The following is a 20,842-nucleotide window of genomic DNA, read 5'->3' as shown; positions in this document are numbered from 1 at the left end:
TGCTCCGTTAGTGAACTAGCATCACCGCGCTGCCAAGGGCGGCGGCGCAGGTGGCTTTGACGGTGGTGGCGGTACGGTCGGCGCTGCAGTTGCCGCCGCAGGCGCTCATGGTGTCGATCAAGCCATTTAGCTCGGCGCGCAGGGTGGCCGGGTCGGCTTGGGTATTGAGTGCGCCGCCGGTATCGCCAGCGACCAGTGCGTTAAGCAGTGGGCTAATAACTTGGCTGCGGCCGGTGGCATTAAACGCGGCGGCTGGGGCGGCGCCAAAGTTAAAGCCGGGGAAGAAGACGGCGCGCTCGCTCGTGTCATTAACCAGTGCGTTGCAGTAGGCGACCGCCAATTGGGTAATGCCCATTTGCTGCGCCGCGACAAAGGTATCCAGCCCGCTGGTGGTGGGCAGTTGCTGCTCGACTTTGGCGTAGGTGGCTTGCACGGCGGCGTTGGTGTGGCTGATGCCCGTCATGGCCGCCAGTGAGGCGTTAATACTGGCGAAGCTTTTTAGGCCCAGGGTGGGTTGGTCGGCAATATCCGCTGGCGGTTGTGGCACCGGTGGCTCGGCCTCAACCCGGGCAAAGCGGTGCTCGCCCAGTTGATCGAAGGTGATAAAAAAGGTGTCTAGCTCGCTGCCCTGCTCTAGCGCGACCACCGCGCCTTGGCGCGACAGTGGCTGCATACCCTCGGTGTACTCGGCGGCGTTAATATCCGTTTCGAGCGCGGCAAACACTTGGCCGACGATGGCCTCGCGGCCGTTAACGCCGATGCGAATGCCCTCAAGCGGTACGGTGGGGATGGGGTCGTCGCTTAAGCGGGTAAAAAACGGCTCGCTAAACAGGTAGCTGTAGTCGTCAAACTGTTGCACCTGAAACACCACGTAGGCGTCGGTAACGTTAATTAAATCGCTAATGCTAAACAGCAAGTAATAGGTCTCGCCCACGCCGGCGTCAAAGTTGCTGGCGATGGCTTCGGCCGACAGCGCGCGGTTGTGCACCGCCAAAAAGCGCACGGCGCCGTTCCATACCCGGTCGGATGACACCTCGTTGCCCACGACTAACGCAAAGCTGGAATCCCACTCGTTAAGGTTGCCTGCGGCCACCGGATCGGTGCCGCCGGTGAGCTCGCCATCGACGTAAATGCGTCGGCCGTTGACTGGATCGAAGGTGACCACCACATGCTGCAAGCTGGCCTGCGCGCGCTCTTCGGCATCAAGCGTGGCAAGCGCCGGCATGCCGTTGCCATCGGTGCTAGAGCTGCGCAGGTAGTGGGTGTAGTTATACAGGTTTTGATCCAGCGCAAGGTTGCGCACTTGGGTGCTGCCCGAGTAACTGACGATGCGGGCGTCCTCTTGGCTGACGTTGGAGGGGATCACCCAGGCCTCGATGGAGTACTCGCCGGTGCTGGTGATTTGATCAAACAGTTTGCGGCTGGTTTGCGTCGAGGCTTGCGCCTTGCCGTTGTTAAAGCGCAGGCCCCAGCTGGACATCCAATCGACGTCGCCGTACAGGGTTAAGTCGGCGGCGGGGTTAACGCCGCTGGTGTCGTAGGCGATGGCGCCGCTGCCGGTTTTAAACTCGTAACGCGCGATGATGTAGTTATCCGCGCGGCCATTGGCGCTGGCCACGGTGCCGTCGCCCAGTTGCAGGGCTTTACTGGTGACCAGGGCTGGGTCGATCTCGGTGACGGGCACTAAGTCGGCAAATGCGGCAATGGCATCGGCCATGGCGCTGGCATCGCTGGCGCAAGAGTTGCTCCAGCAGTTGTGGGACTCGGCCGCAAGTCGCTCGACCAGCCGCGAGCGGGCTGGGTCGTCCAACCGCATACGGCTGCGGGCGGCCTCGTACGAGACTTGCACATCGGCGCTGCCAATATAGGGTTGCTGCATTAAGGGCGCGCCCTCAGCGTGGCAGCCGCTGCAAAACTGGCTAACTAGCGGGTACACGGTGCTGGCGTAATCGCCGCTATCGGCGGGGAAGTTTTTGCTGCCGCCGACTTCTTTAATCTCGGGCGCGGTGAGCACAACCTCGTTGCTGATGCTACCGGCGGCCGAGGCCCACTCGGTAATATAGCCGGTAATAATATCGGCGCAGGCGGTGTCGCTATCGAGCCAGCAATTGTGGCCGCCGGCGACTTTGCTCACCATGGTTGATAGCTGCGGTGTGTGTAAATCCACCAGCGGCACGGCGGCTTGGTAGGCTTGGTTGATGTCGTCGGTGCGCACAAACATGGGGCTGTTGCCGCCCACTACATGGCAAGAGCCGCAGCGCTCTGCAAACGCTAAGTTATCCCACAGGTACAGTTTAAAGTTTTGCACGTCTTCGGTCAGTGGTGCCGGGCCATCGTAGGCGAAGCCCGGGCGGTCGACCTCGTCGCCATTGTCGGGCTTAACGTTGCTGGTGGTCGCCTCGCCGCTGCCCGAGCCGCAGCCGGCCAATAACGATAGACTTAACAGCCCCGCTAACCACAGGGGTGATTTGCCAATGCAGTTGCTTATCGTGCCCGCCATGTTATTCACCTTTGCAGTAGTCGGCGGTGTCGATAAACACCTGTTTTAAGTTGTAGCCACTGGCGGCAAAGGCCGAGGTGGCATTGCTTAGCAGTGCGCGATCGGCGGCGTTGCCGGGCTTGCGCAGGCAGACTTTGGTAAAGACTTTTTCAACTTGGCAGCTGGCAAAGGCGCCGGAGTTGGCCAGCTCGCGGCCCAAGCTTTTGGCGCCGCTGCCGCTGCCCGCGAGCGTTGGGTCCCACGCAAGAATGGCGTTGGGGCCTTCGCGCCAGTAATTGAGCCAGTTGTCGTTGGGGGTAATGTAGCCCGGTGCAAAGGTGCTGGCGTTAATGTGGTATTTAGCCTCGGTGCGGTCGCCGCTGGCGGGGTCGGTTTCGCCCTCTGCGTTATAGTGGATTGCGCCGCGCTCGGCGTCTGGGTCGGATTCTGCGTTGTACTCGTAATCGTAGTAGGCAAACGCTTGCGCCAGTGGGTCCATCCCGGCGTGGCAGCCGACGCAGTTATTTAAAAACACCCGGCTATCGCCACCGGGGCTGCGGCTTACGTCCTGGCGGATGCGGTCGGGCGTGCGGGTGACATCGTGCACTTGCTCTAAATCGCGGCATAAATGGTTGAGCAAGGTAAAGCGCAGCATCGCCCGGTTAGTACCGGCGACAAAAAACGCCTTGGCGGCGCCGCGGCTGGTCATCACCCCGGCGGTGGCTTCGGCGGGCACGCCGGTTAATTGCGATTGGGTGCGTCGCACCAGCGAGCTGCCCAGTTCGGCATCGCTGTCTTGCAGCGCTTGGTAGTGGGCGTTGTCGTTGCTGCTGTAAGCGGGCAGGCCTAAATCGTCGGCGCCGGTGTACAGCACATCGGCGGTTAACAGCTCGCGAAAGTCCGCCTCGTCGCGCACCAGCCCCATCACGGTGGCGGTGTAATCGTTAAGCGGGGCAAAGGCGGTCATGTCGCGGTTGGTCCAGGGGGTTACCCAGGTTTTTAAGGTGGCGCGGTAAAAGCCATCGTTATCCATGGCAATGCGCACGGCTTGGGCGGTATCACCGCTGCTAATAAGCTCGCTCATTTGCGCAAGCACGGCGGTGCTGGGCGGCACCCCGGCGATGCGCGAGTGAATGGTCAACGCCTGCTCGCGCGGGCCAGCGGCCGCCGTAGCGGCAAGTAAACTTAAACCCAGTGCGATAACACTAAGGCGTAAGTTGGAGGGCGAACAGAGCGACATGCAGGGCTCCAAATGATCTGATGCTGTGGCGGTTGCCGGGTTTGTGTTTTAATCTAGGCCTTACAGGCTTGGGCTTATTATAGGCGGATTAGCGGCTGGGCCTGTGCTATTGCGTGGTGCGCAGGTGTCTACCCAATCACAGATTGGCAAGATCATAACAAAAGTTTGTTTCAATAGGGACGCCCAGCGCCCGTGCCGGCACACAGCGTGACTGGCGACAAAGATTTATTGTCGCGGTTGTCGGACAATTAATCTTTGTACACAGCTAGGATCGTTAATGACAACACACGCTGTAATACCGCAGCCTATTTTGCCTTCGGATACTGGGTGGCGGGTTTTTGCTCGTCGCTTATTGTCGGGCGCCCTATTCGCCTCCGTTTTGGTCGGCTGTGGTGGGGGCGGTGGCGGCGGTATCAGTGGCTCCGGTCAGCCTCCCGATCCGGTGGTTAAAGACATCCCCATTGCTTACATCGAGCGCCCGTTGCCACGGGATGACGACGGCGAGCTATTGCCGTTAACGCCAGCGGGGCGCGATGACTTTAATCCGGGGGCACGTTTGTTTATTAAAGCTCGCGCCACCGACGATGCCCTGGCGATTAACGTCACCGACCAAGCCTTTGCCGAGGGCGCCGACTATGACGTTAAAGATCTAACCTCGCACCCCGATGGCAGCCGCTTACTGTTTGCCATGCGCGCCCCCGAGATTGAAGACGCCCCGGACGAAGACCAGCCCACCTGGAATATCTGGGAATACGATTTATCCAATCGTCAGCTGCAACGGGTCATTAGTTCGGACATCGTCGCCGAGGTGGCCGATGATATCTCACCGCGCTACATACCCGGTGGCCGCATTGTGTTTGCATCCAGCCGCCAAGTGCGCAGCCGCGCCCTGTTGCTCGACGCTAACAAACCCCAGTATGCCGCCGAGAGCGAGTCGGGCGATGGCCCGGCATTTGTGTTGCACTCAATGACCGTCGCCGGCGACGATATTCGCCAACTGTCATTTAATCAGGGGCACGACTGGGCCCCATTGCTGCGCGACGATGGCCGGCTGCTGTACACCCGAGCCGATAGCTACCGCAACAACCGCGTGAGCTATTACACTAGCAACCCCAACGGCACCGATGTGCGGCCTCACTACGGCTACCATACTCGCCTGGCCGAAGACACGCCCTGGCTGTTTAACCCAGAGCTAATGGCCGATGGCCGGTTGGTGGGTATTTACAAACCGCGCGATGAACTGCCGGGCGGCGATATTGTGGCTATTGATACCAGCGAGTACGTCGAGGATGACCAAACCGTGCTGGGCACCGAGGGCGACGCGCTGGATAAACTAACCGTGCTGCCGGTGACGCTTGATGGCAGTATCTCGCGTCACGGTTATTTCTCGGCGCTGGCGCCGCTGTTTGACGACACCAACCGCCTGCTGGTGAGCTGGAGCCAATGCCGCCTAGAGGCGCTAAACCAAGACACCGGCGACTCGCGCTACGTGCCCTGCACCGAGGCCAATTTAGCCGCCGAGTACGAGGCGGCGCCACCAGTGTACGGCTTGTTTCTTTACAACGTAGATGACAATTCGCAACAGCCTGTGGTTGTGCCCGCTGAAGATGTTATTTACACCGACTTAGTGGTGATGGGCCCACGCCCGGCCGCCGCCCCGGTCGACGGCGCCATCAATGAGTCGCTGGCGAGCGAGGGGCTGGGCATTCTGGATATTCGCAGCGTCTACGATTTAGATGGCGTAGACACCAGCGGCGCGGGCATCGAGACGCTGCGCGACCCGGCGCAAACCATCGCGGCTGAGCGCTCGGCGCGGTTTTTACGTTTGCTGGGCGCCGTTTCGCAACCGCCGCGTGATATTAAGCAAGTGCCCGGCAGCGCCTTTGGGGTTAGCCGGGCTCAGGGTATGAAAGAGATTATCGGCTATGTGCCGGTCGCGCCCGACGGCTCGGTGCGCGCCGCTGTGCCCGCCGACACCGCTTTTACGATTGCAGTACTCGATGCCAACGGCATGCGCATTAGCCCGCGCCATCAAAATTGGCTGCAAGTGCGCCCCGGCGAAACCTTTCAGTGCAATGGCTGCCACCAGCGCGACTCGCAAGTGCCCCACGGCCGGCTCGATGCTGGCCCAATGGCGCTTAATACGGGTGCCGAGACCAGCGGCTTGCCCTTTGCCAATACCGAGCCGCGCTATGTGGCCGAGATGGGCGAAACCATGGCCGAGGTTTACGCCCGCATTGCCGGCGCGCCCCGGCCGCAGGTAGATTTAGTCTATAACGATGTTTGGACGGACCCCGGCGTGCGCGCCAAAGACCCAAGCTTTGACTTCCTTTATAGCGAGTTAGCCGAAGGCCCCGATCCGGCGCGGGTGCCTACCAGCGCCGCCTGCCAGCAACAGTGGAGCGCGGCCTGCCGCGTGACTATTAACTACCCCGCGCACATTCAGCCTTTGTGGCAGCTGCCCCGGGTTGAGCGCGATGCCGATAACAATGTGACTGCCGATAACACCTGTACGAGTTGTCACAGCCCGGCCGATGCCGATGGCCTTGTGCAGATTCCCGCCGGCCAGTTAGACTTAAGCGCGACCGAGACCGACGCGGATCAGATGTTGTCTTACCAGCAACTATTGCGCACTCGCTTCGAGTTAGAGCTGGTAGACGGTGTGTTGCAAGAGCGTTTAATCGCCACCGGTGAATTTGAAGCCGACGAAGATGGCGAGCTGATTCTGGATGCCGAGGGCAACCCGATTCCCATTTTTGAGCGTGTGCCCATTGGTCGAATTATGTCGCCCGGTGGCGCGTTTGCCAGCGGCCGTTTTTTTAGCCGATTTACCGAGTTTGACCCCATGGAAGACACCTTTGATCATCGCGGCCTGATGAACGATGCCGAGCGCAAGCTGTTGGCCGAGTGGCTGGATATCGGCGCGCAATATTATAACAACCCATTTGATGTGCCCGAGTAATGCGTAAACGCGTAACCCTATTGCCCCGCGTGGCACTGACAGCAACCCTATTGTGGGCGCTGACCGCGGTTTGCTCGGCGCCGGCGGCGGCCGGTTGGTTTGACGACGAGCCACCACTGGTGGTGACGGTGAACGATGCCTACATCGATGTCTACTCTGGCCCCGGTCGCGGTTATCCGATTTTTCATGCGCTGGAGTACGGCGAACCCATTACCCTTATAAAAAGCCGTGCCGGTTGGATCAAAATCGCCACCGAGCGCGGCCTAGAGGGTTGGGTGGATCGCAGCGCCATGCAATATACCTTGGGCCCCGACGGCCAAGTGCCAGACTTTACCGACGAGTACCGCTCCGACGCGGTGGTGGGCCACTTTGAGTTGGGCGCCGCGCTGGGTGACTTTGGCGGCGCCGACTCGGTCGCTTTAAGCGTGGGCTACCGCTTTACCCGCAACCTGACCCTAGAGGCCAGTTATTCACAAAATTCTGGGCAATTCTCAGACAGCGAGCTGATCAGCGCCGGGTTATTGCACCAGCCGTTTCCCGAGTGGCGGGTATCACCGTTTTTGCGCCTGGGCGCCGGGGTGATTAAAGTTAACCCCAGTGCGACCTTGGTGGATACCCAAGACCGAGAGGACTCTGTACTGCAGGCGAGCCTCGGCGCTTATGTGTATTTGTCGCGCCGCTTTTTTTTGCGGGCCGAATACGTCAACCATCATCTGCTCACCACCCGCAGTACAAATGAAGAGGTTTCCGAATGGCGAGTTGGCTTCAACGCGTTTTTTTAACGGCGTCGGTTTTGACCGTACTGGTATGGCCGTCGGCCGCGGCGCTGGCGCAAGAGGATGATCCGCTTGAGCCTATCGTCGGTGCCGACATTGAGCGCCGTCATATAAAAGAGGACATGCTCGATAGCGAAAACTTTGAAGTTGGCGTCTACGCCGGGGTGTTAGGTATTGAAGACTTTGGCAGCAATGCGGTGTTGGGCGTAAGCCTTGCCTATCACATTAACGAAGACTTTTTTGTCGAGGCGATTTACGGCAGTAGCGAGGCGCAAAAAACCAGCTACGAGCTGTTAAGTGGCGCGGTAGAGTTGTTAACCGACGACGAGCGTGAATTTACCTACTACAGCTTAGCCGTGGGTTATAAAGTGTTTCCGGGGCAGGTGTATATGAGCCGCGACCTCGCGTTTAACACCCACTTTTATTTAACCGCCGGCGCGGGCAACACCGAGTTTGCCGCCAACCGCTACGCCACTTACTCACTGGGGGCGGGCTACAAAATTTATCTGACCGATATGTTTGCGGTGGATATTGGCATGCGCGATCACCTGTTTAGTCACGAGCTGTTTGGCGAGAGCCGGCAAACCAATAATTTTGAAGGCCGCATTGGCCTCTCGGTATTTTTTTAGGAGCATTGCATGATAGCGGCGGTAAAAACCTTTGTTAAATCTTTGAGTATTGGCCTGATGTTGTTGCTGCCGTTGTCTTGGTCGGTGCAGGCCGCCAACAGCGAAGCGGTAGGCACTAAGGCGCCAGACTTTACCTTAAAAAGTAATCAGGGCGACAACGTGCGCTTAGCCGAGCAGCGCGGCCAAGTGGTCATGTTAAATTTTTGGGCCAGCTGGTGTGCGCCTTGCCGTAAAGAGATGCCACTGCTGGACGAGCTACATCAGCGCTACGAGAGCGCGGGTTTTGTCTTGTACGGCGTTAATGTTGAATCCGACCCGAGCGCGGGCGATAAACTGATTAAAGATCTGGGGGTGAGCTTCCCGATTTTATACGACACCGACAGCATCGCCAGTAAAGCGTATAGCGTCGACGCCATGCCCACCACCGTAGTGATTGACCGCGACGGTGTGATTCGCTACGTCAACCGTGGTTATCGCGGCGGCGATGAAGAAAAATATCGCACGCAAGTGAAAGAGTTAATTCGCGAATGAATACCGCCCCACTCGCTCGCGTGGGCTTAGCCCTGTTGGCACTGTGTGTTTGTGCCTGTACCCCGTGGGTAAAACCCTACGAGCGCGAGCACTTGGCCGACCAGGTAATGAGCTTTGATCGCGACCCTATTGCCACCGGTTATTTAAATCACGTGTATGAGGCGCGCGAGGCTTCGCGTGGCGCAGAGGGTGGCAGTGGAGGCGGTTGTGGTTGTAATTAATAACACGCTGGCGCGAGGCATTGTTGCCTTATGCTTGCTGCTACCACTGGCGGCCGCGGCCGAAGTATTGCAGCCCGATCGCTTGGATGTGATGTACCACAGTTATGACGGCGGCGGGGCAAGCATTGATGGGCCCTCGGTATTGGTGCGCAAAAACGTCGCCGATACTGTTTCCGTGTCGGGGGGGTATTACGTCGATATGGTGTCCAGCGCCTCCATTGATGTATTGGCGACCGCCAGTGAATACTCTGAAAAACGCACCGAGTACTCCGTGGGGTTGGATTATCTGCACGACAAAATCTTGATGAGCCTTGGCTACACCGAGAGCACCGAGAGTGACTACGAGGCCGAGACGATTAGCGCCGGTATTAGCCAGACATTTTTTGGCGATTTAACCACCCTGAGTATGGGCCTGAGTTTTGGTGATAACTCTGTGGGGGTTAATGGCAACGATGACTTTGCGGCCAGTGCTAAAAATTACCGCTACAAATTAAGTTTATCGCAGGTGTTAAGCAAATCGTTAATCGCCGTGTTCAGTGCCGAGTCGATTGTCGACGAGGGCTTTTTAAATAACCCCTACCGCCAAGTGCGCTATAAAGATACCAGCGTACCACGGGGTTATAGCTACCAAAGTGAAGTGTACCCATTAACCCGCAACTCAGATGCCTTTAGTGTGCGCGGTATTTACTACCTACCGTGGCGCGCCTCAGTACGGGCCGATGCCCGCTACCACGACGACAGCTGGGGCATCTCGGCCAGCAACTTAGAGCTGCGCTATTTACAAACCATAGGCGAAGAGTGGTTGCTTGAAGCCAAATACCGCGCTTATACCCAGAGCGAAGCCGACTTTTATTCTGACTTGTTCCCCTACCGCGATGCACAAAACTTTTTAGCCCGAGATAAAGAGCTAAGTGAATTCAGCTCAGATAGCTTTGGCTTGGGCGCCACCTACACCCTACCCGAGCGCTGGTTATCGGTGTTTGAAAAAGGCACCGTCAATTTGTACTGGGATCACTTTCAGTTTGATTACGACAACTTTCGCAACGTACTGGATACCGAAGCGCCAGTGGGGGAAGAAGAGTTGTATGCGTTTGATGCCAATGTGATTCGGCTGTATTTTTCGTTTTGGTACTAAAGTGTGTGGTGGTAATTTTTCGTAATTTCTGCGACGCGAGAATCCAGTGGCTTTGATTTGTAGATTGCCATACGAATGCCAATTGCATAGTTTTCTAATTGTTTTCCCTCAGTCGCCGGGCGGGCTAAGCACTTTTTTCTTGATCTCAACCGGTCAATGCAACGAATACTGCGAATATACCAGCCCTAACGGGTTCCCTCGTTCCGACCAATTTTAGAGGGCCGCATCGACACGCCGTCCATGGCGTGTCGATATTTGCACAAATATCTTACTGGCTTACCCCCTAAAATAGGCCTGCGCTCGGCTGACTGCAGGGGGCGGGCTTCATGAGTGTGTGTTTTTAATTCTGGGAAATCAACCACTTTAATCCCCAAAATATAGTCAAATTGAAATGCGCTAACACATTTTTCAATTCAACTCCTAAGTTAACCGTTTTTAAACTCTTGGTGCCTTTTATTTGTCCTTTCTCTTGAAAGAGTTTAAAAAGTATGGATTCGTATACTTTCCGTTTGCTCTAACGGAGACTCCCCATAAAAAATCAGAACCAGGAGGGCTGGAGAACAACGCTGTAGCCCCACAAACGCCATATCTATTGCAGCTAGTAGGGTATGCATCAATGTACGCTGGTTTTTTGTAGGGGTTGCCACCTGATCCTGAGCGATAAATTTTGATTCGATAGCCCTCTACATTATTCACAGCGGTCCAGTTAAAGCCGATGCGATAGTATCCGTCCTCCCCTTGCTCAATATTAATATTAACATTAGAAGATGGCTTTAAAGGAACTGGATGATTTTTCATATATAGTGAGTTCGGGTAATCTGGCTTTCTGTAACTATCATTAGCATAGGTGTACCCAAGTACTTCAGATGTGTTCACTTCATAACCTAATGCTAACTTTTCTGTTAATAGGTTTTCAGGAAAAATAATTTCATTGCCTGAGGTTTTGGATATACCTTTATACACAGCGATAGTGTCATTTGGTTGTTCGCTTTCGAAAGGATAAATATATCCTTCTGTGCCATCAAAAAAATACCCTTCTCCAATTAGCTGATCATGTTCATCAAATCCTATAGCTAAAAAGCTATCTATTTTTCCATTTATTATTTTTACATAACGTCTTAAAGGAGCAAGGCTAACGTTTGAGTAAGGATTGTGATGGGTGGTAAATACCCACATTTCAGATAACGCACTATAACCATTTACACTGGGGAATCTATTATATCTAAATATTCGATTTCCGACAGGGGAGTATAGATCCGGAATGAAACTATCTGACCTATGTTGGAATATTTCCCCCTTTATTGCTGCTATGGCTATTTGTGGATACACGGTATAAAACGAATCTCGGTGTAGATCACTGTAAAGTGAGAACAATGGGGTTAGTCGGTTGGGATTGCTTGCTAGCGCTAGGTGAACAGCTCGATTTGCATTTAACATGCCGTTACCTGAATAGTTTGTGACCTCTCGGTTTTTATTGTTTGGTTCTTCTGAGTCTATATTCCATGGATTGCAATACTGAATCCCATTGGGGCGGCTAGACGCTACACCATATTCACACCTTAGATATTCAGGAGAACCACTTGTGTTATTTTTTTTTGTTGTTGATAAAAATATTCTGTCACTCACTCCGGCTACTAATGTTTCACAAAAAACTCCTTTGTTATGCTTAGAAAAGCCGTCCATTTCTTCGGTTTTTTCAACCTTCCCTTCTTCGTTAAATTTTATTTTATAGCATTTCTTTTTGTCCAGATTTATGCCCCACTGAAATTCTACGGATGCTTGTATTGGACTGTCAAAGATCTCCTCTCTTTTGCTGTCGTAAGTACTTGAGCTTTTATAAATTATCTCTCGTGTTTGACGGTTACTCTGTAACGGGTTGATTGTTCTCACCAACCCAGCGACCCCAGAAACATGCGGCACCGCCATTGAGGTTCCACTGAGCAATCCATACTGATCCAGCTTTCCTGTTCCTATGTTATTCCAAGTGCATTCAGGGTTATTACCCTGATCATAGGCATCTATACCAGGAGCAAACACACCTATAATGTTAACTCCGGGCGCGACCACACCGACACTGTTAATGCCTGCTGGTCTTCTACTCCCCCATATACCATTACGCAATGACACCGAGCTAGGCTTATTTTGTCCACATTCTTTAGCTCGTATTGACTCTTCTCCCGAGTGTCTCATCAAGCGCCAATCCGATCCAATATGCTTCCCCCAATTACCAGGCTCTAATCTGTCAATTTTGGCTGCTGCAGCAACTGGAATAACCCCTTGATATGCTGCCGGTAATTGTGCCTTACCTGCATAGCCTGAATTCGGTGGTATCTGAAGTACTTGATTATTTCCACTTGCAGCAACTACAACTACTTCTCTGCGAAGGGCCTCACTAATATAGAATGGTTCCTCTTCGTGAGTATTCGTATCACCACCAGCGCTAATATTAATTACGGATACACCCCCCCACAAGGCCCTGAGTCCCCCGCTAGACAAATTTTTAGGCGTCGTACCTATGCTTACAAAACTACATTCTGGACAGACACCTTTATATTTATCTGAATCATTTCCTATTGCTATTCCGGCAACATGTAGGCCATGTGTAGCTGTAGAAAGGTTAGATAAAATCTCGTCAGAATCTCTATCAATACTTCGCATTACTCGATGATTTTTGAACGCGGAAAGTTGATCTCCATAATAGCTATGATATGAATCAACAATACCAATCGAGGCCCCTCCAGTAGATAGCTCCCAGGCCGACGGAGCATCCAAAGCATGGAGTCCCCACTGGTATTTCTTAACATCCTTATCATCTGATGGTTTCTTAACATAGTCCATAGAGTTCCCGAAAGAAGGGAATACTATTAGCCAACTTACTAATAAAATGAAAAATATTCTTTTAGTCGTGCTTTTCATTATCATCTCCGTTGAAAAATGATTGTCCTATAGTCTCCGACATTTATGGAGCCAGATTAGAGTTTTCGTGTTAGTAATTTTAAAAATCAATAACTTTTTAATCACCGAGATTAGGCAGGCCGAAGTCGCTTGTTATTTGTAGGGGGAGTGCTTTGACAGGTTGCCTTGTGATTTAGGTTTACAAAACGCAGGTGGAGGGGGCTATATTCCCCTTGAGTGAATGTATCTGTCTGTTGCGCATAAATCAATCACTGTAGGAGCCTGTTGTGCGCTTGACGTGCAGGATGCACTAATGCATCGAGCCCAAGTGACCCACATGGAGGTGGGGGATTAGAACAACGCAGGAGCGGTTGTTTAGATGCACGGGAGCAGCATTGTAACTTCCTGTCGCATCACAAAAGGGGGTCGCCAGCCCCGCGACTGAGGGCGCCCAGACTTAAGAAGGCTCCTTATTAGCTCGCTTGGCACGATCAACCAAGCAGCCGAAACAACCGATTATCCTCCGCCCCACTACTCAAACCCCAGCAACTTAGGGTATTATTGACTATAAGCGCGCGACAACTGGCTCAAACCAGCGTTTTAGGCTCTTGGCCGCTTGTGGCGTGAATCTATAGTGTTTATGATCGGTGCGTGTTTGCCGGAGTATTCGGCCCGAGCCACAGCTAGCGCGATGCCCATATGGCGCTAACAACATAATTAATAATTTAGGTATCTTCCATGAATAATTCAGTCAGCTCTGATCAGGGCAGTACAGGATTTATTATCTTTATCAGTGTGATCGCCACGATTGGCGGTTTCCTGTTTGGTTACGACAGCGGTGTTATTAACGGCACGGTTAAGGGCTTACAGATTGCCTTTGATTCCGAGTCGGCCGGTACCGGCTTTAGCGTGTCGTCGATGTTGCTCGGTTGTGCGGCGGGCGCCCTGTTTGCGGGCCGTTTGGCTGACCGCTATGGCCGTAAAGCGCTGCTGATTGTGTCGTCAATACTGTTTATTATCTCAGCCTGGGGCTCGGGTGTGGCCGGCTCTACCGGGGAGTTTGTGGTGTATCGCATTCTCGGTGGCTTGGCGGTTGGCGCGGCCTCGGTGATGGCGCCGGCTTATATCAGTGAGGTGGCCTTGGCGCGTTATCGCGGGATGCTGACCTCGGTGCAGCAAATTGCGATTATCTCGGGTCTTACCGCGTCTTTCTTTAGTAACTACTTTTTGGCCGATTCCGCTGGCGGCTCGACCGCTGAGTTTTGGCTGGGCTACGAGACTTGGCGCTGGATGTTCTGGGTCGAGCTGATTCCGGCCGGTATCTTCTTTATTGCGTTGTTGGCGATCCCAGAGAGCCCGCGCTTTTTGGTGGCCTCGGGCAAAACCGAAAAAGCCCGCGCGGTGTTGGTACGTTTGTATGGTTCAGTCGATGGTACTGCCAAACTGACCGAGATTAGTGATTCGATGGCCGCCGATCATCACCGTCCGCGTTTCTCGGACTTGATCGACAAAGCCGCCGGTAAAGTGCGCCCCGTGGTATGGATTGGCCTTGGTTTGGCGATTTTGCAGCAATTTGTGGGCATTAACGTGGTGTTTTACTACGGTGCGGTACTGTGGGAGGCCGCCGGTTTTACCGAGAGCCAAGCGCTGTTGGTGAACGTATTGTCCGGTAGCATCAGTATTGCCGCCTGCTTTATTACCTTCTTTTTGGTGGACAAAATTGGTCGCAAGCCGCTGTTGTGGTTTGGCTCGGCGGGTATGGCCATTAGCCTGGGCGTGGTCGCCTACGCCTTTGCCGGGGCGCCCGTAGATGCCGCGGGTAACCTGCAGTTGTCGGACGATTCTGGCCTGCTGGCACTGTTTGGTGCCAACATTTATGTGTTTTTGTTTAATCTGTCGTGGGGCCCTGTGGTGTGGATTATGCTGGGTGAGATGTTCCCCAATCAGATTCGCGGTTCGGGCCTGGCTGTGGCCGGTTTGGCGCAGTGGTTGGCTAACTTCCTGATTACCTGGAGCTTCCCGATCCTGTTGGCCGGTATTGGCCTGTCGGCGGCCTATGGTATTTATACCTTCTTTGCCGCGCTGTCGGTGTTCTTCGTGATCTTTATGGTGCGCGAGACCAAAGGCAAAGAGCTGGAAGAAATGGAATAACCGCTTCCAAGCGATCAAAAAAGCCACCTTCGGGTGGCTTTTTTGTGTCTGCCCAGCAACCTTGCATCTGTTTTGCCCCCGCCCGCGTCTATCCTGTAATTGAGTGATAGACCGAGGAGTCCACCGTGAACGACATCAGTATTCTGGTTCCTATTGTTGCCATCATTATGGTGTTTTCGACCCCAGTATTGTGCTTGGGAATCTTGATGTTTAGCTTGCATAAGCGCAAGCAGCTGCAGCTAGAGATTATTAATCGCCTGATCGAAAGCGGCCAGCCGGTGCCCGAATCACTGTTTACCGGCGCGGCTAAAAACACCGGGGGCGACCCTTTGTATCGGCGTAGCTTGTACCTGTTATGGGTTGGTGGCGCGGCCTTTGTCGCGCTGTTTTTTGCCGCTGGGTTAGATGTGGCGGCGCTGGCGCTGATACCCATTGCGATGGGGGCGGTAAACTATAAGTTATGGCAGGATTCCTGCGCCGACCAAGCTCGCGACGGCGATTAATTACACGATGGAGCTCGGTGACGAGGTCTTAATCGAGCGCGCCGTTAAAGGGCGCGATCGGCACGCCTATAGCCAGCTGGTGCTGCGCTATCAGTCGCGCCTGCGCCAAGCGCTACGCCAGCAGTGTGGCGGCGATCACGCCTTGGCCGACGATATTGCGCAGGATGCGTTTATTAAGGCGTACCACGCGCTGGCCGGTTTTAAGCGCCAGTCGGCGTTTTTTACCTGGCTGTACCAAATAGCGCGCAATAGCTTAATGAGCCATTACCGGCGCAATATCCCTACGCCCGACAGCGAGTTGGTCGAGCACTCACAAGCACAGCTGGTCAGCGAGGGCCCGGCTCTTAATGGCCGCGACTTAGACCGTGCGATGGTACAGCTGAGCGCCCCCCAGCGCGAAGCGCTGCACTTAACTTATCGTCTGGGCTACAGCAACGAAGAGGCGGCGCAGCTGATGCAGCTACCTTTAGGTACGATTAAATCTCACGTGCTGCGTGGTAAGACTAAACTCAAGACGATACTGCACGATTGGCAGCAGGAGGTGTGCAATGAACGCGGATAAACTGGACGCGTGGCTGGAGCAAACGCTGGCCGCGCAAGAGCCGTACCTGGACGACGACGGTTTTACCGCTGGAGTGATGGCCAGCTTGCCTGCACCGGTCAGCCGGCGCCGGTTGTGGCTGGCTAATCTGTCGGTGGGTTTGGTGGTCGCGTTGTTGGTGGCGTTAGTGTTCCCCTGGGGCAACTTCACTTCTGTCTTAACGGGCCTAGGTGATAGGGCCTGGCTAACGCTGGCGGCTGCGGTCAGTGGCGTGTTCACCACGGCCGTGTTGGCCGGCGGCTATTGGAGTTACCAGCGCTGGAGTTAGCCGCCGTTAGCCCCGGCCGAGCCGACTCGACCCTAGTCAGTGTTCACGCGCTGTCTGCGTGCCTAGTTCACGTTTCGGCATCAATCCTGCAATATCACCTGTTCTGCGGTTTCTTTTGCTGTTTTTGGCTTAAATCGCATGGTTTACGTGTGTTATTTGCAATGTGCGTGTAAAGATTTCTGTGTGTCGGGGGAATGGCGTGACCTGTTTAAAGATTCTAACGGTCAATACCCACAAGGGTTTTACCACTTTTAATCGCAAGTTTATGCTGCATGAGCTGCGCGATGCGGTGCGTTTGGTATCGGCTGATTTGGTATTTTTGCAAGAGGTTCAGGGCGAGCATCAAAGCTGGTCTGAGCGCCATGCCGAGCTTTGGCCCGAGCAACCACAGTATGAATTTTTGGCCGATGAAATTTGGCAAGATTTTGCCTACGGCCGCAACGCGGTCTATCAAGAGGGGCATCATGGTAACGCGCTGCTCAGTAAATACCCGATTAAAAGTTGGGACAACTGGGATATCTCACTAAATGGCATCGAAAAGCGCGGGTTACTGCACTGTAAAATCGATACCCAATCTGGTCACCCGCTACACGCAATTTGTGTGCACTTAAGTTTGCGCGAGCCCCATCGGCAAATCCAGTTGCAGCAGCTGTGTGAGCATGTCAACGCGATCCCCGCTAACGAAGCCGTTGTGGTGGCGGGCGACTTTAACGACTGGATGCAAAAGTCTCAGGCGATCTTAAAAGAGAAGGCGGGGATGCAAGAGGTGTTTACCGAAGCTTACGGTAAGCCGCCACGTACCTTTCCCGCGCTGTTCCCCATGCTGCGGCTCGATCGCATCTACGTGCGTGGCGCCGAGACGCATATGCCTATTGTATTGTCCAGCAAACCTTGGTCGCGTTTATCAGATCACGCACCGCTATTGGCCGAAGTCGAATTTTAACAGGAGTGAAGTATGTTTGGGTTTCGAGAGTTTAAAGGTCACTTCTGTCAAAACAACCGCTTGCAGCTGTTGGTCAATGGTGAAGAGTTTTTCCCCCAATTGTTGCGACGCATTAAACACGCCAAGCGAGAGATTTTGCTAGAGACGTTTATTCTGGAGGATGACCGCATTGGCGACGCGTTAAAAACAGCGCTGATCGGTGCGGCAAAACGCGGTGTTTGGGTGAGTGTTACGGCCGATAGCTGGGGCAGTCATTTTTTAAACCCCGAGTATATCGAAGAGCTGGCTGACGCCGGCATTATTTTTCAGATCTACGACCCGCAGCCTGAGTGGTATAACGGGCGGCCTAAACTGTTTCGTCGTTTGCATCGCAAGCTGGCGGTTATTGATGCGACTTATGGTTTTATTGGCGGCATCAATATGTGTAACGACCATATGATCAGCAGCGGCCCCGAAGGCAAGCAAGACTACTCGGTTGAGCTAGAAGGCCCGATTGTGAATGAGTTGCGCGACCTGTGTAAAAGTTATGTGCGCGACGCCAAAGATGAGCATTTGCACGAGTTTGTCGAGAAGCTTAAATCGCCCGATAAGCCTGGCACCACACCGATGGCGTTTGTCTCGCGAGATAACCGCCGCAACCGCAGTGATATCGAGAAAGCTTACTTAGCGGGTATTCACGAGGCAAAAGAGCGGGTATGGATAGCCAATGCATACTTCTTTCCCGGCTACCGGTTTATGCGTGCGCTGCGCAAAGCGGCTAAGCGCGGCGTCGATGTGCGCTTGGTGTTACAGGGCGACCCGGATATTCCGTTTGCGTTGCCTATGGCGCGGGCGTTGTACGATGTTCTGCTGCGCAACGGAGTAAAGATATACGAGTATCGCGACCGGCCGCTGCACGCCAAGATTGCGGTGATCGACGATGAGTGGTCGACCATTGGCTCGAGTAACCTCGACCCTCTAAGTCTCGCGTTTAATTTAGAGGCTAATATTATTGTGCGCGATCGAACTTTTAATGGCCAATTAGCCGATCAAATTGAGGCGTTGGAACAAAACAGTACTAAAATTGAAAACGATTGGGTTAAGCGTCGTCGTTGGTACTATTTGGTTAAAGATTTTTTTATGTACCATTCGCTGCGTCACTTTCCGACCTTTGCCGGTTTGTTTCCGGCGCACACACCAAAAATCCGTGAGCTAAAACGAGCCTTTGAAACGGGTGAAGGGCGCACCCGCGATGCCGACTTGCGCCGCCAGTATCCCGAGTCAAAACACGCGCGCCGGGTTACTCGCAAGCAAGATTACGACACAAACACCGAAATTGAAGCCAAAGAAGCTGAGGTTTAATGATGCCAAGTACCGAGAGTCACCGCAGCGCATTTGGCGAGAAGCTCCATAGCCTACGCCATTGGATTAACTGGAGCTGGGTAAAAAATGGTTTGACCGTCGTATTTTTTTGTTTGGTGGCCTATTTGCTTTATCAGCAGGCTATTACCATTGAGTGGGGCAAGGTGTTTGAAACCCTGAAAAATACCTCGATGGTTACCTTGGCAACCGGTTTTGGCTTGGGAGTGTTGTGTTATTTTGTGTACGCGGGCTACGATTTGTTTGGGCGCTACCTTTTAGGGTTAAGAGTAAGCGTTGCTAAAACGTGGTTTGTCGCTTGGCTAAGCTATGCCTTTAATTTAAATTTAAGTTCATTGGTAGGCGGTATTGCGTTCCGCTACCGGTTGTACTCTCGTCTGGGCGTAAAAGCGGGCGATGTTACCCGAATTTTAGGTATTAGCATTGCCACGAATTGGCTTGGTTATATTTTGCTGGCGGGAGGCTTGTTTGTATCGGGGCAAGTTAACCCGCCCGAGAGTTGGGCGGTTAACGCCACCCACTTGCAGTTTATTGGCGCGGCGTTTATCGCTGTGGTTTTAGCCTACCTTGGAATGTGCGCGTTTTCTAAACGGCGTGAATTTCAGGTGCGCGATACCACGCTTACCCTACCCTCGGTGAGTATCGCTGTGCTGCAACTTGTGGTGGCTTGCGCCCACTGGACGTTAATGGCTAGCGTGATCTACCAGTTCTTGGCCGACGATGTAAACTTTCCCACCGTTTTTGCGGTGCTATTAGTGAGTAGTTTGGCGGGCGTTATTACCCATATCCCCGGTGGGCTGGGTGTCCTAGAGGCGGTGTTTCTTGCGTTGTTGGCAGGTCAAGTTGAAAAAAGCACGATACTGGGCAGCTTGTTTGCTTATCGCTGTGTGTTCTATTTAATTCCGCTGGCCATCGCGACACCCACGTACCTGGTGTTTGAAGCCTTCACCAGGCCGCCCCAAGGCGATAGCGAAACACCTAACAATGAGCGCAACAAAACTACGGCGGCTCTGTCAGAGGCGGAATCGGCATGAGTGATTGGGTCACAGATATTATCCGCTCGACCGGGTACGCTGGGATTATTTTTTTAATGCTTATCGAGAATGTGTTTCCGCCTATTCCGTCGGAAATTATTATGCCTTTGGCGGGTTACTTGGTCAGCCAAGAGCAGCTGCAATTTGCCTTGGTGGTGTTAGCGGGCATGGTGGGGTCAGTGCTAGGTGCACTACCTTTGTATTACTTGGGCCATAAGCTCGGTGCCGAGCGCTTAAAACACTGGTGTGATCGATACGGCCGTTGGTTCGTTATTACCCGCAAAGATATCGATAAAACCCAGCGCTGGTTTGATCGTTACGGAATCTGGACGGTATTGCTGTTGCGCTTAGTGCCGGGGGTGCGATCTTTGATTTCGATCCCAGCCGGTATTAGTAAAATGTCGCTGTGGCCGTTTTTACTGTTTACCGCCATTGGCACGGCGATTTGGTCGGCTTTTTTGGCGTATTTAGGCTTGGTTCTGGGGCAAAATTTTTCCGCCGCCAGCGATTATATTGGCCCTATTAGCACGGCTGTTATTGTCGCTATGACGCTTTGGTACGTGTGGCGCGTTTGGCGCGGACCAGAAAAATCGGGCAAAACCGGTTGAGCTCGGGTACCATAAAAAAACAAAAAAAGCCTGATAGATGATCCTTTGCGATTCACTTAATAAACAAAGGCTCATGGTATGACATTGCAGTTATTACTTAACACACAGGGTAAATTACTGACCTTGCTTTTTGCGCTTAGCGCAAGCTACTTGCAAGCGGCAGATCTAACCGGCACCTGGAAACTGGCCGGCGGTGAGTTTAAAAACGCCGAAGGCGCGATGCTGGACTATAACCAAGAAAAGTTTATTGGTATTAAAGTGATCAATGCCGATCATTTTTCGTTTATCTCTAAACGCAATGGCGAGTTTTGGGCGGCCGCCAGCGGCCCTTACATTGCAACTGATTCACACTACACTGAGACGCCTAGCATCGCCTCGTTTGGCGAGGTGGGCAAAGACTCGTACGAGTTTCGTTATCGCTTGGAGGGTGACAACTGGTATACCGAGCGCTTTGAAAACGATGAGCGTGTTGAGTATGAACACTGGCGCCGCGTCACCCCGTAATCC

At 53.6% G+C, this 20,842-nt stretch carries 18 protein-coding genes; 15 read left to right on the top strand and 3 right to left on the bottom strand.

Going from position 1 to position 20,842, the window contains the following annotated elements:
- Positions 1-7: 7 nt before the first annotated feature.
- Together ACGHAD_RS17550 and ACGHAD_RS17545 are read right to left on the bottom strand one after the other, a co-directional pair.
- Positions 8-2,500 (bottom strand): LamG domain-containing protein, encoded by a 2,493-nt coding sequence (locus ACGHAD_RS17550; protein WP_382414359.1) that lies wholly within the window; start codon positions 2,498-2,500, stop codon positions 8-10.
- A gap of 1 nt (position 2,501) precedes the next feature.
- Positions 2,502-3,719, bottom strand: a complete 1,218-nt coding sequence (locus ACGHAD_RS17545; RefSeq protein WP_382414361.1) for a hypothetical protein — start codon at positions 3,717-3,719, stop codon at positions 2,502-2,504.
- A gap of 277 nt (positions 3,720-3,996) precedes the next feature.
- On the opposite strand from ACGHAD_RS17545, the gene ACGHAD_RS17540 reads away from it, so the two are divergent.
- From ACGHAD_RS17540 to ACGHAD_RS17515, 6 genes are read left to right on the top strand one after another with little or no spacing between them, the layout of a single operon-like run.
- Complete coding sequence (locus ACGHAD_RS17540; protein WP_382414363.1) at positions 3,997-6,681, top strand: hypothetical protein; 2,685 nt, start codon at positions 3,997-3,999, stop codon at positions 6,679-6,681.
- Positions 6,681-7,463, top strand: a complete 783-nt coding sequence (locus ACGHAD_RS17535) for an outer membrane beta-barrel protein (RefSeq protein ID WP_339616897.1) — start codon at positions 6,681-6,683, stop codon at positions 7,461-7,463. The genes ACGHAD_RS17540 and ACGHAD_RS17535 overlap by 1 nt, the downstream gene beginning before the upstream one ends.
- 11 nt (positions 7,464-7,474) lie before the next feature.
- The gene (locus ACGHAD_RS17530; protein ID WP_382414365.1) at positions 7,475-8,086 is read left to right on the top strand and encodes an outer membrane beta-barrel domain-containing protein; all 612 of its coding nucleotides are present in this window, start codon (positions 7,475-7,477) and stop codon (positions 8,084-8,086) included.
- A gap of 57 nt (positions 8,087-8,143) precedes the next feature.
- The gene (locus ACGHAD_RS17525) at positions 8,144-8,617 is read left to right on the top strand and encodes a TlpA family protein disulfide reductase (RefSeq protein ID WP_382414894.1); all 474 of its coding nucleotides are present in this window, start codon (positions 8,144-8,146) and stop codon (positions 8,615-8,617) included.
- Positions 8,614-8,838 (top strand): DUF4266 domain-containing protein, encoded by a 225-nt coding sequence (locus ACGHAD_RS17520; protein WP_382414367.1) that lies wholly within the window; start codon positions 8,614-8,616, stop codon positions 8,836-8,838. Before ACGHAD_RS17525 ends, ACGHAD_RS17520 begins: the two co-directional genes overlap by 4 nt.
- Entirely contained in the window at positions 8,825-9,973 is a 1,149-nt protein-coding gene (locus tag ACGHAD_RS17515) for a DUF3570 domain-containing protein (RefSeq protein ID WP_382414369.1), read from the top strand. Before ACGHAD_RS17520 ends, ACGHAD_RS17515 begins: the two co-directional genes overlap by 14 nt.
- A gap of 453 nt (positions 9,974-10,426) precedes the next feature.
- Here ACGHAD_RS17515 and ACGHAD_RS17510 read toward each other — a convergent pair whose 3' ends face one another.
- Positions 10,427-12,889 carry a S8 family serine peptidase gene (locus tag ACGHAD_RS17510; RefSeq protein ID WP_382414371.1) on the bottom strand — a complete coding sequence of 821 codons (2,463 nt, stop codon included), beginning with the start codon at positions 12,887-12,889 and terminating at the stop codon, positions 10,427-10,429.
- Between the two features lie 717 nt (positions 12,890-13,606).
- Between ACGHAD_RS17510 and ACGHAD_RS17505 the strand changes: the two genes are divergently transcribed.
- From ACGHAD_RS17505 to ACGHAD_RS17465, 9 genes are all read left to right on the top strand, one after another.
- A complete protein-coding gene (locus tag ACGHAD_RS17505; protein ID WP_382414373.1) occupies positions 13,607-15,019 on the top strand; it encodes a sugar porter family MFS transporter in 1,413 nt (470 codons plus the stop codon).
- 125 nt (positions 15,020-15,144) lie between these two features.
- Positions 15,145-15,522 carry a DUF6249 domain-containing protein gene (locus ACGHAD_RS17500; protein ID WP_382414375.1) on the top strand — a complete coding sequence of 126 codons (378 nt, stop codon included), beginning with the start codon at positions 15,145-15,147 and terminating at the stop codon, positions 15,520-15,522.
- Positions 15,523-15,529: 7 nt separating this feature from the next.
- On the top strand, positions 15,530-16,084 hold the full coding sequence (locus ACGHAD_RS17495; RefSeq protein WP_339616890.1) for a sigma-70 family RNA polymerase sigma factor: 555 nt from the start codon (positions 15,530-15,532) through the stop codon (positions 16,082-16,084).
- Positions 16,071-16,391, top strand: coding sequence for a hypothetical protein (locus ACGHAD_RS17490; RefSeq protein WP_382414377.1), 321 nt, complete (start codon positions 16,071-16,073; stop codon positions 16,389-16,391). The genes ACGHAD_RS17495 and ACGHAD_RS17490 overlap by 14 nt, the downstream gene beginning before the upstream one ends.
- 199 nt (positions 16,392-16,590) lie before the next feature.
- On the top strand, positions 16,591-17,334 hold the full coding sequence (locus tag ACGHAD_RS17485; RefSeq protein WP_339616888.1) for an endonuclease/exonuclease/phosphatase family protein: 744 nt from the start codon (positions 16,591-16,593) through the stop codon (positions 17,332-17,334).
- A gap of 12 nt (positions 17,335-17,346) precedes the next feature.
- Entirely contained in the window at positions 17,347-18,675 is a 1,329-nt protein-coding gene (gene clsB, locus ACGHAD_RS17480) for a cardiolipin synthase ClsB (protein WP_382414379.1), read from the top strand.
- Positions 18,675-19,727: a lysylphosphatidylglycerol synthase domain-containing protein gene (locus ACGHAD_RS17475; protein ID WP_339616886.1), complete on the top strand. Its 1,053-nt coding sequence runs from the start codon at positions 18,675-18,677 to the stop codon at positions 19,725-19,727. The genes clsB and ACGHAD_RS17475 overlap by 1 nt, the downstream gene beginning before the upstream one ends.
- Positions 19,724-20,335, top strand: a complete 612-nt coding sequence (locus ACGHAD_RS17470; protein WP_382414381.1) for a DedA family protein — start codon at positions 19,724-19,726, stop codon at positions 20,333-20,335. Before ACGHAD_RS17475 ends, ACGHAD_RS17470 begins: the two co-directional genes overlap by 4 nt.
- Before the next feature lie 78 nt (positions 20,336-20,413).
- Positions 20,414-20,839: a hypothetical protein gene (locus tag ACGHAD_RS17465; protein ID WP_382414383.1), complete on the top strand. Its 426-nt coding sequence runs from the start codon at positions 20,414-20,416 to the stop codon at positions 20,837-20,839.
- Positions 20,840-20,842 lie beyond the last annotated feature (3 nt).

This window comes from Gilvimarinus japonicus, from assembly GCF_042847215.1.
In the GTDB taxonomy this organism is placed as follows: domain Bacteria; phylum Pseudomonadota; class Gammaproteobacteria; order Pseudomonadales; family Cellvibrionaceae; genus Gilvimarinus; species Gilvimarinus japonicus.
Note: the sequence above shows the minus strand (reverse complement) of the source record. Positions and strands in the feature narration are given on the sequence as shown.

Bases quoted from the DNA above. Each gene is read 5' to 3' on its own strand.
- ACGHAD_RS17475 (WP_339616886.1), top strand. From the start codon at position 18,675: ATGATGCCAAGTACCGAGAGTCACCGCAGCGCATTTGGCGAGAAGCTC.
- ACGHAD_RS17525 (WP_382414894.1), top strand. From the start codon at position 8,144: ATGTTGTTGCTGCCGTTGTCTTGGTCGGTGCAGGCCGCCAACAGCGAA.
- ACGHAD_RS17510 (WP_382414371.1), bottom strand. From the start codon at position 12,889: ATGAAAAGCACGACTAAAAGAATATTTTTCATTTTATTAGTAAGTTGG.
- ACGHAD_RS17550 (WP_382414359.1), bottom strand. From the start codon at position 2,500: ATGGCGGGCACGATAAGCAACTGCATTGGCAAATCACCCCTGTGGTTA.
- ACGHAD_RS17520 (WP_382414367.1), top strand. From the start codon at position 8,614: ATGAATACCGCCCCACTCGCTCGCGTGGGCTTAGCCCTGTTGGCACTG.
- ACGHAD_RS17545 (WP_382414361.1), bottom strand. From the start codon at position 3,719: ATGTCGCTCTGTTCGCCCTCCAACTTACGCCTTAGTGTTATCGCACTG.
- ACGHAD_RS17495 (WP_339616890.1), top strand. From the start codon at position 15,530: ATGGAGCTCGGTGACGAGGTCTTAATCGAGCGCGCCGTTAAAGGGCGC.
- ACGHAD_RS17540 (WP_382414363.1), top strand. From the start codon at position 3,997: ATGACAACACACGCTGTAATACCGCAGCCTATTTTGCCTTCGGATACT.
- clsB (WP_382414379.1), top strand. From the start codon at position 17,347: ATGTTTGGGTTTCGAGAGTTTAAAGGTCACTTCTGTCAAAACAACCGC.
- ACGHAD_RS17470 (WP_382414381.1), top strand. From the start codon at position 19,724: ATGAGTGATTGGGTCACAGATATTATCCGCTCGACCGGGTACGCTGGG.
- ACGHAD_RS17535 (WP_339616897.1), top strand. From the start codon at position 6,681: ATGCGTAAACGCGTAACCCTATTGCCCCGCGTGGCACTGACAGCAACC.
- ACGHAD_RS17490 (WP_382414377.1), top strand. From the start codon at position 16,071: ATGAACGCGGATAAACTGGACGCGTGGCTGGAGCAAACGCTGGCCGCG.
- ACGHAD_RS17465 (WP_382414383.1), top strand. From the start codon at position 20,414: ATGACATTGCAGTTATTACTTAACACACAGGGTAAATTACTGACCTTG.
- ACGHAD_RS17505 (WP_382414373.1), top strand. From the start codon at position 13,607: ATGAATAATTCAGTCAGCTCTGATCAGGGCAGTACAGGATTTATTATC.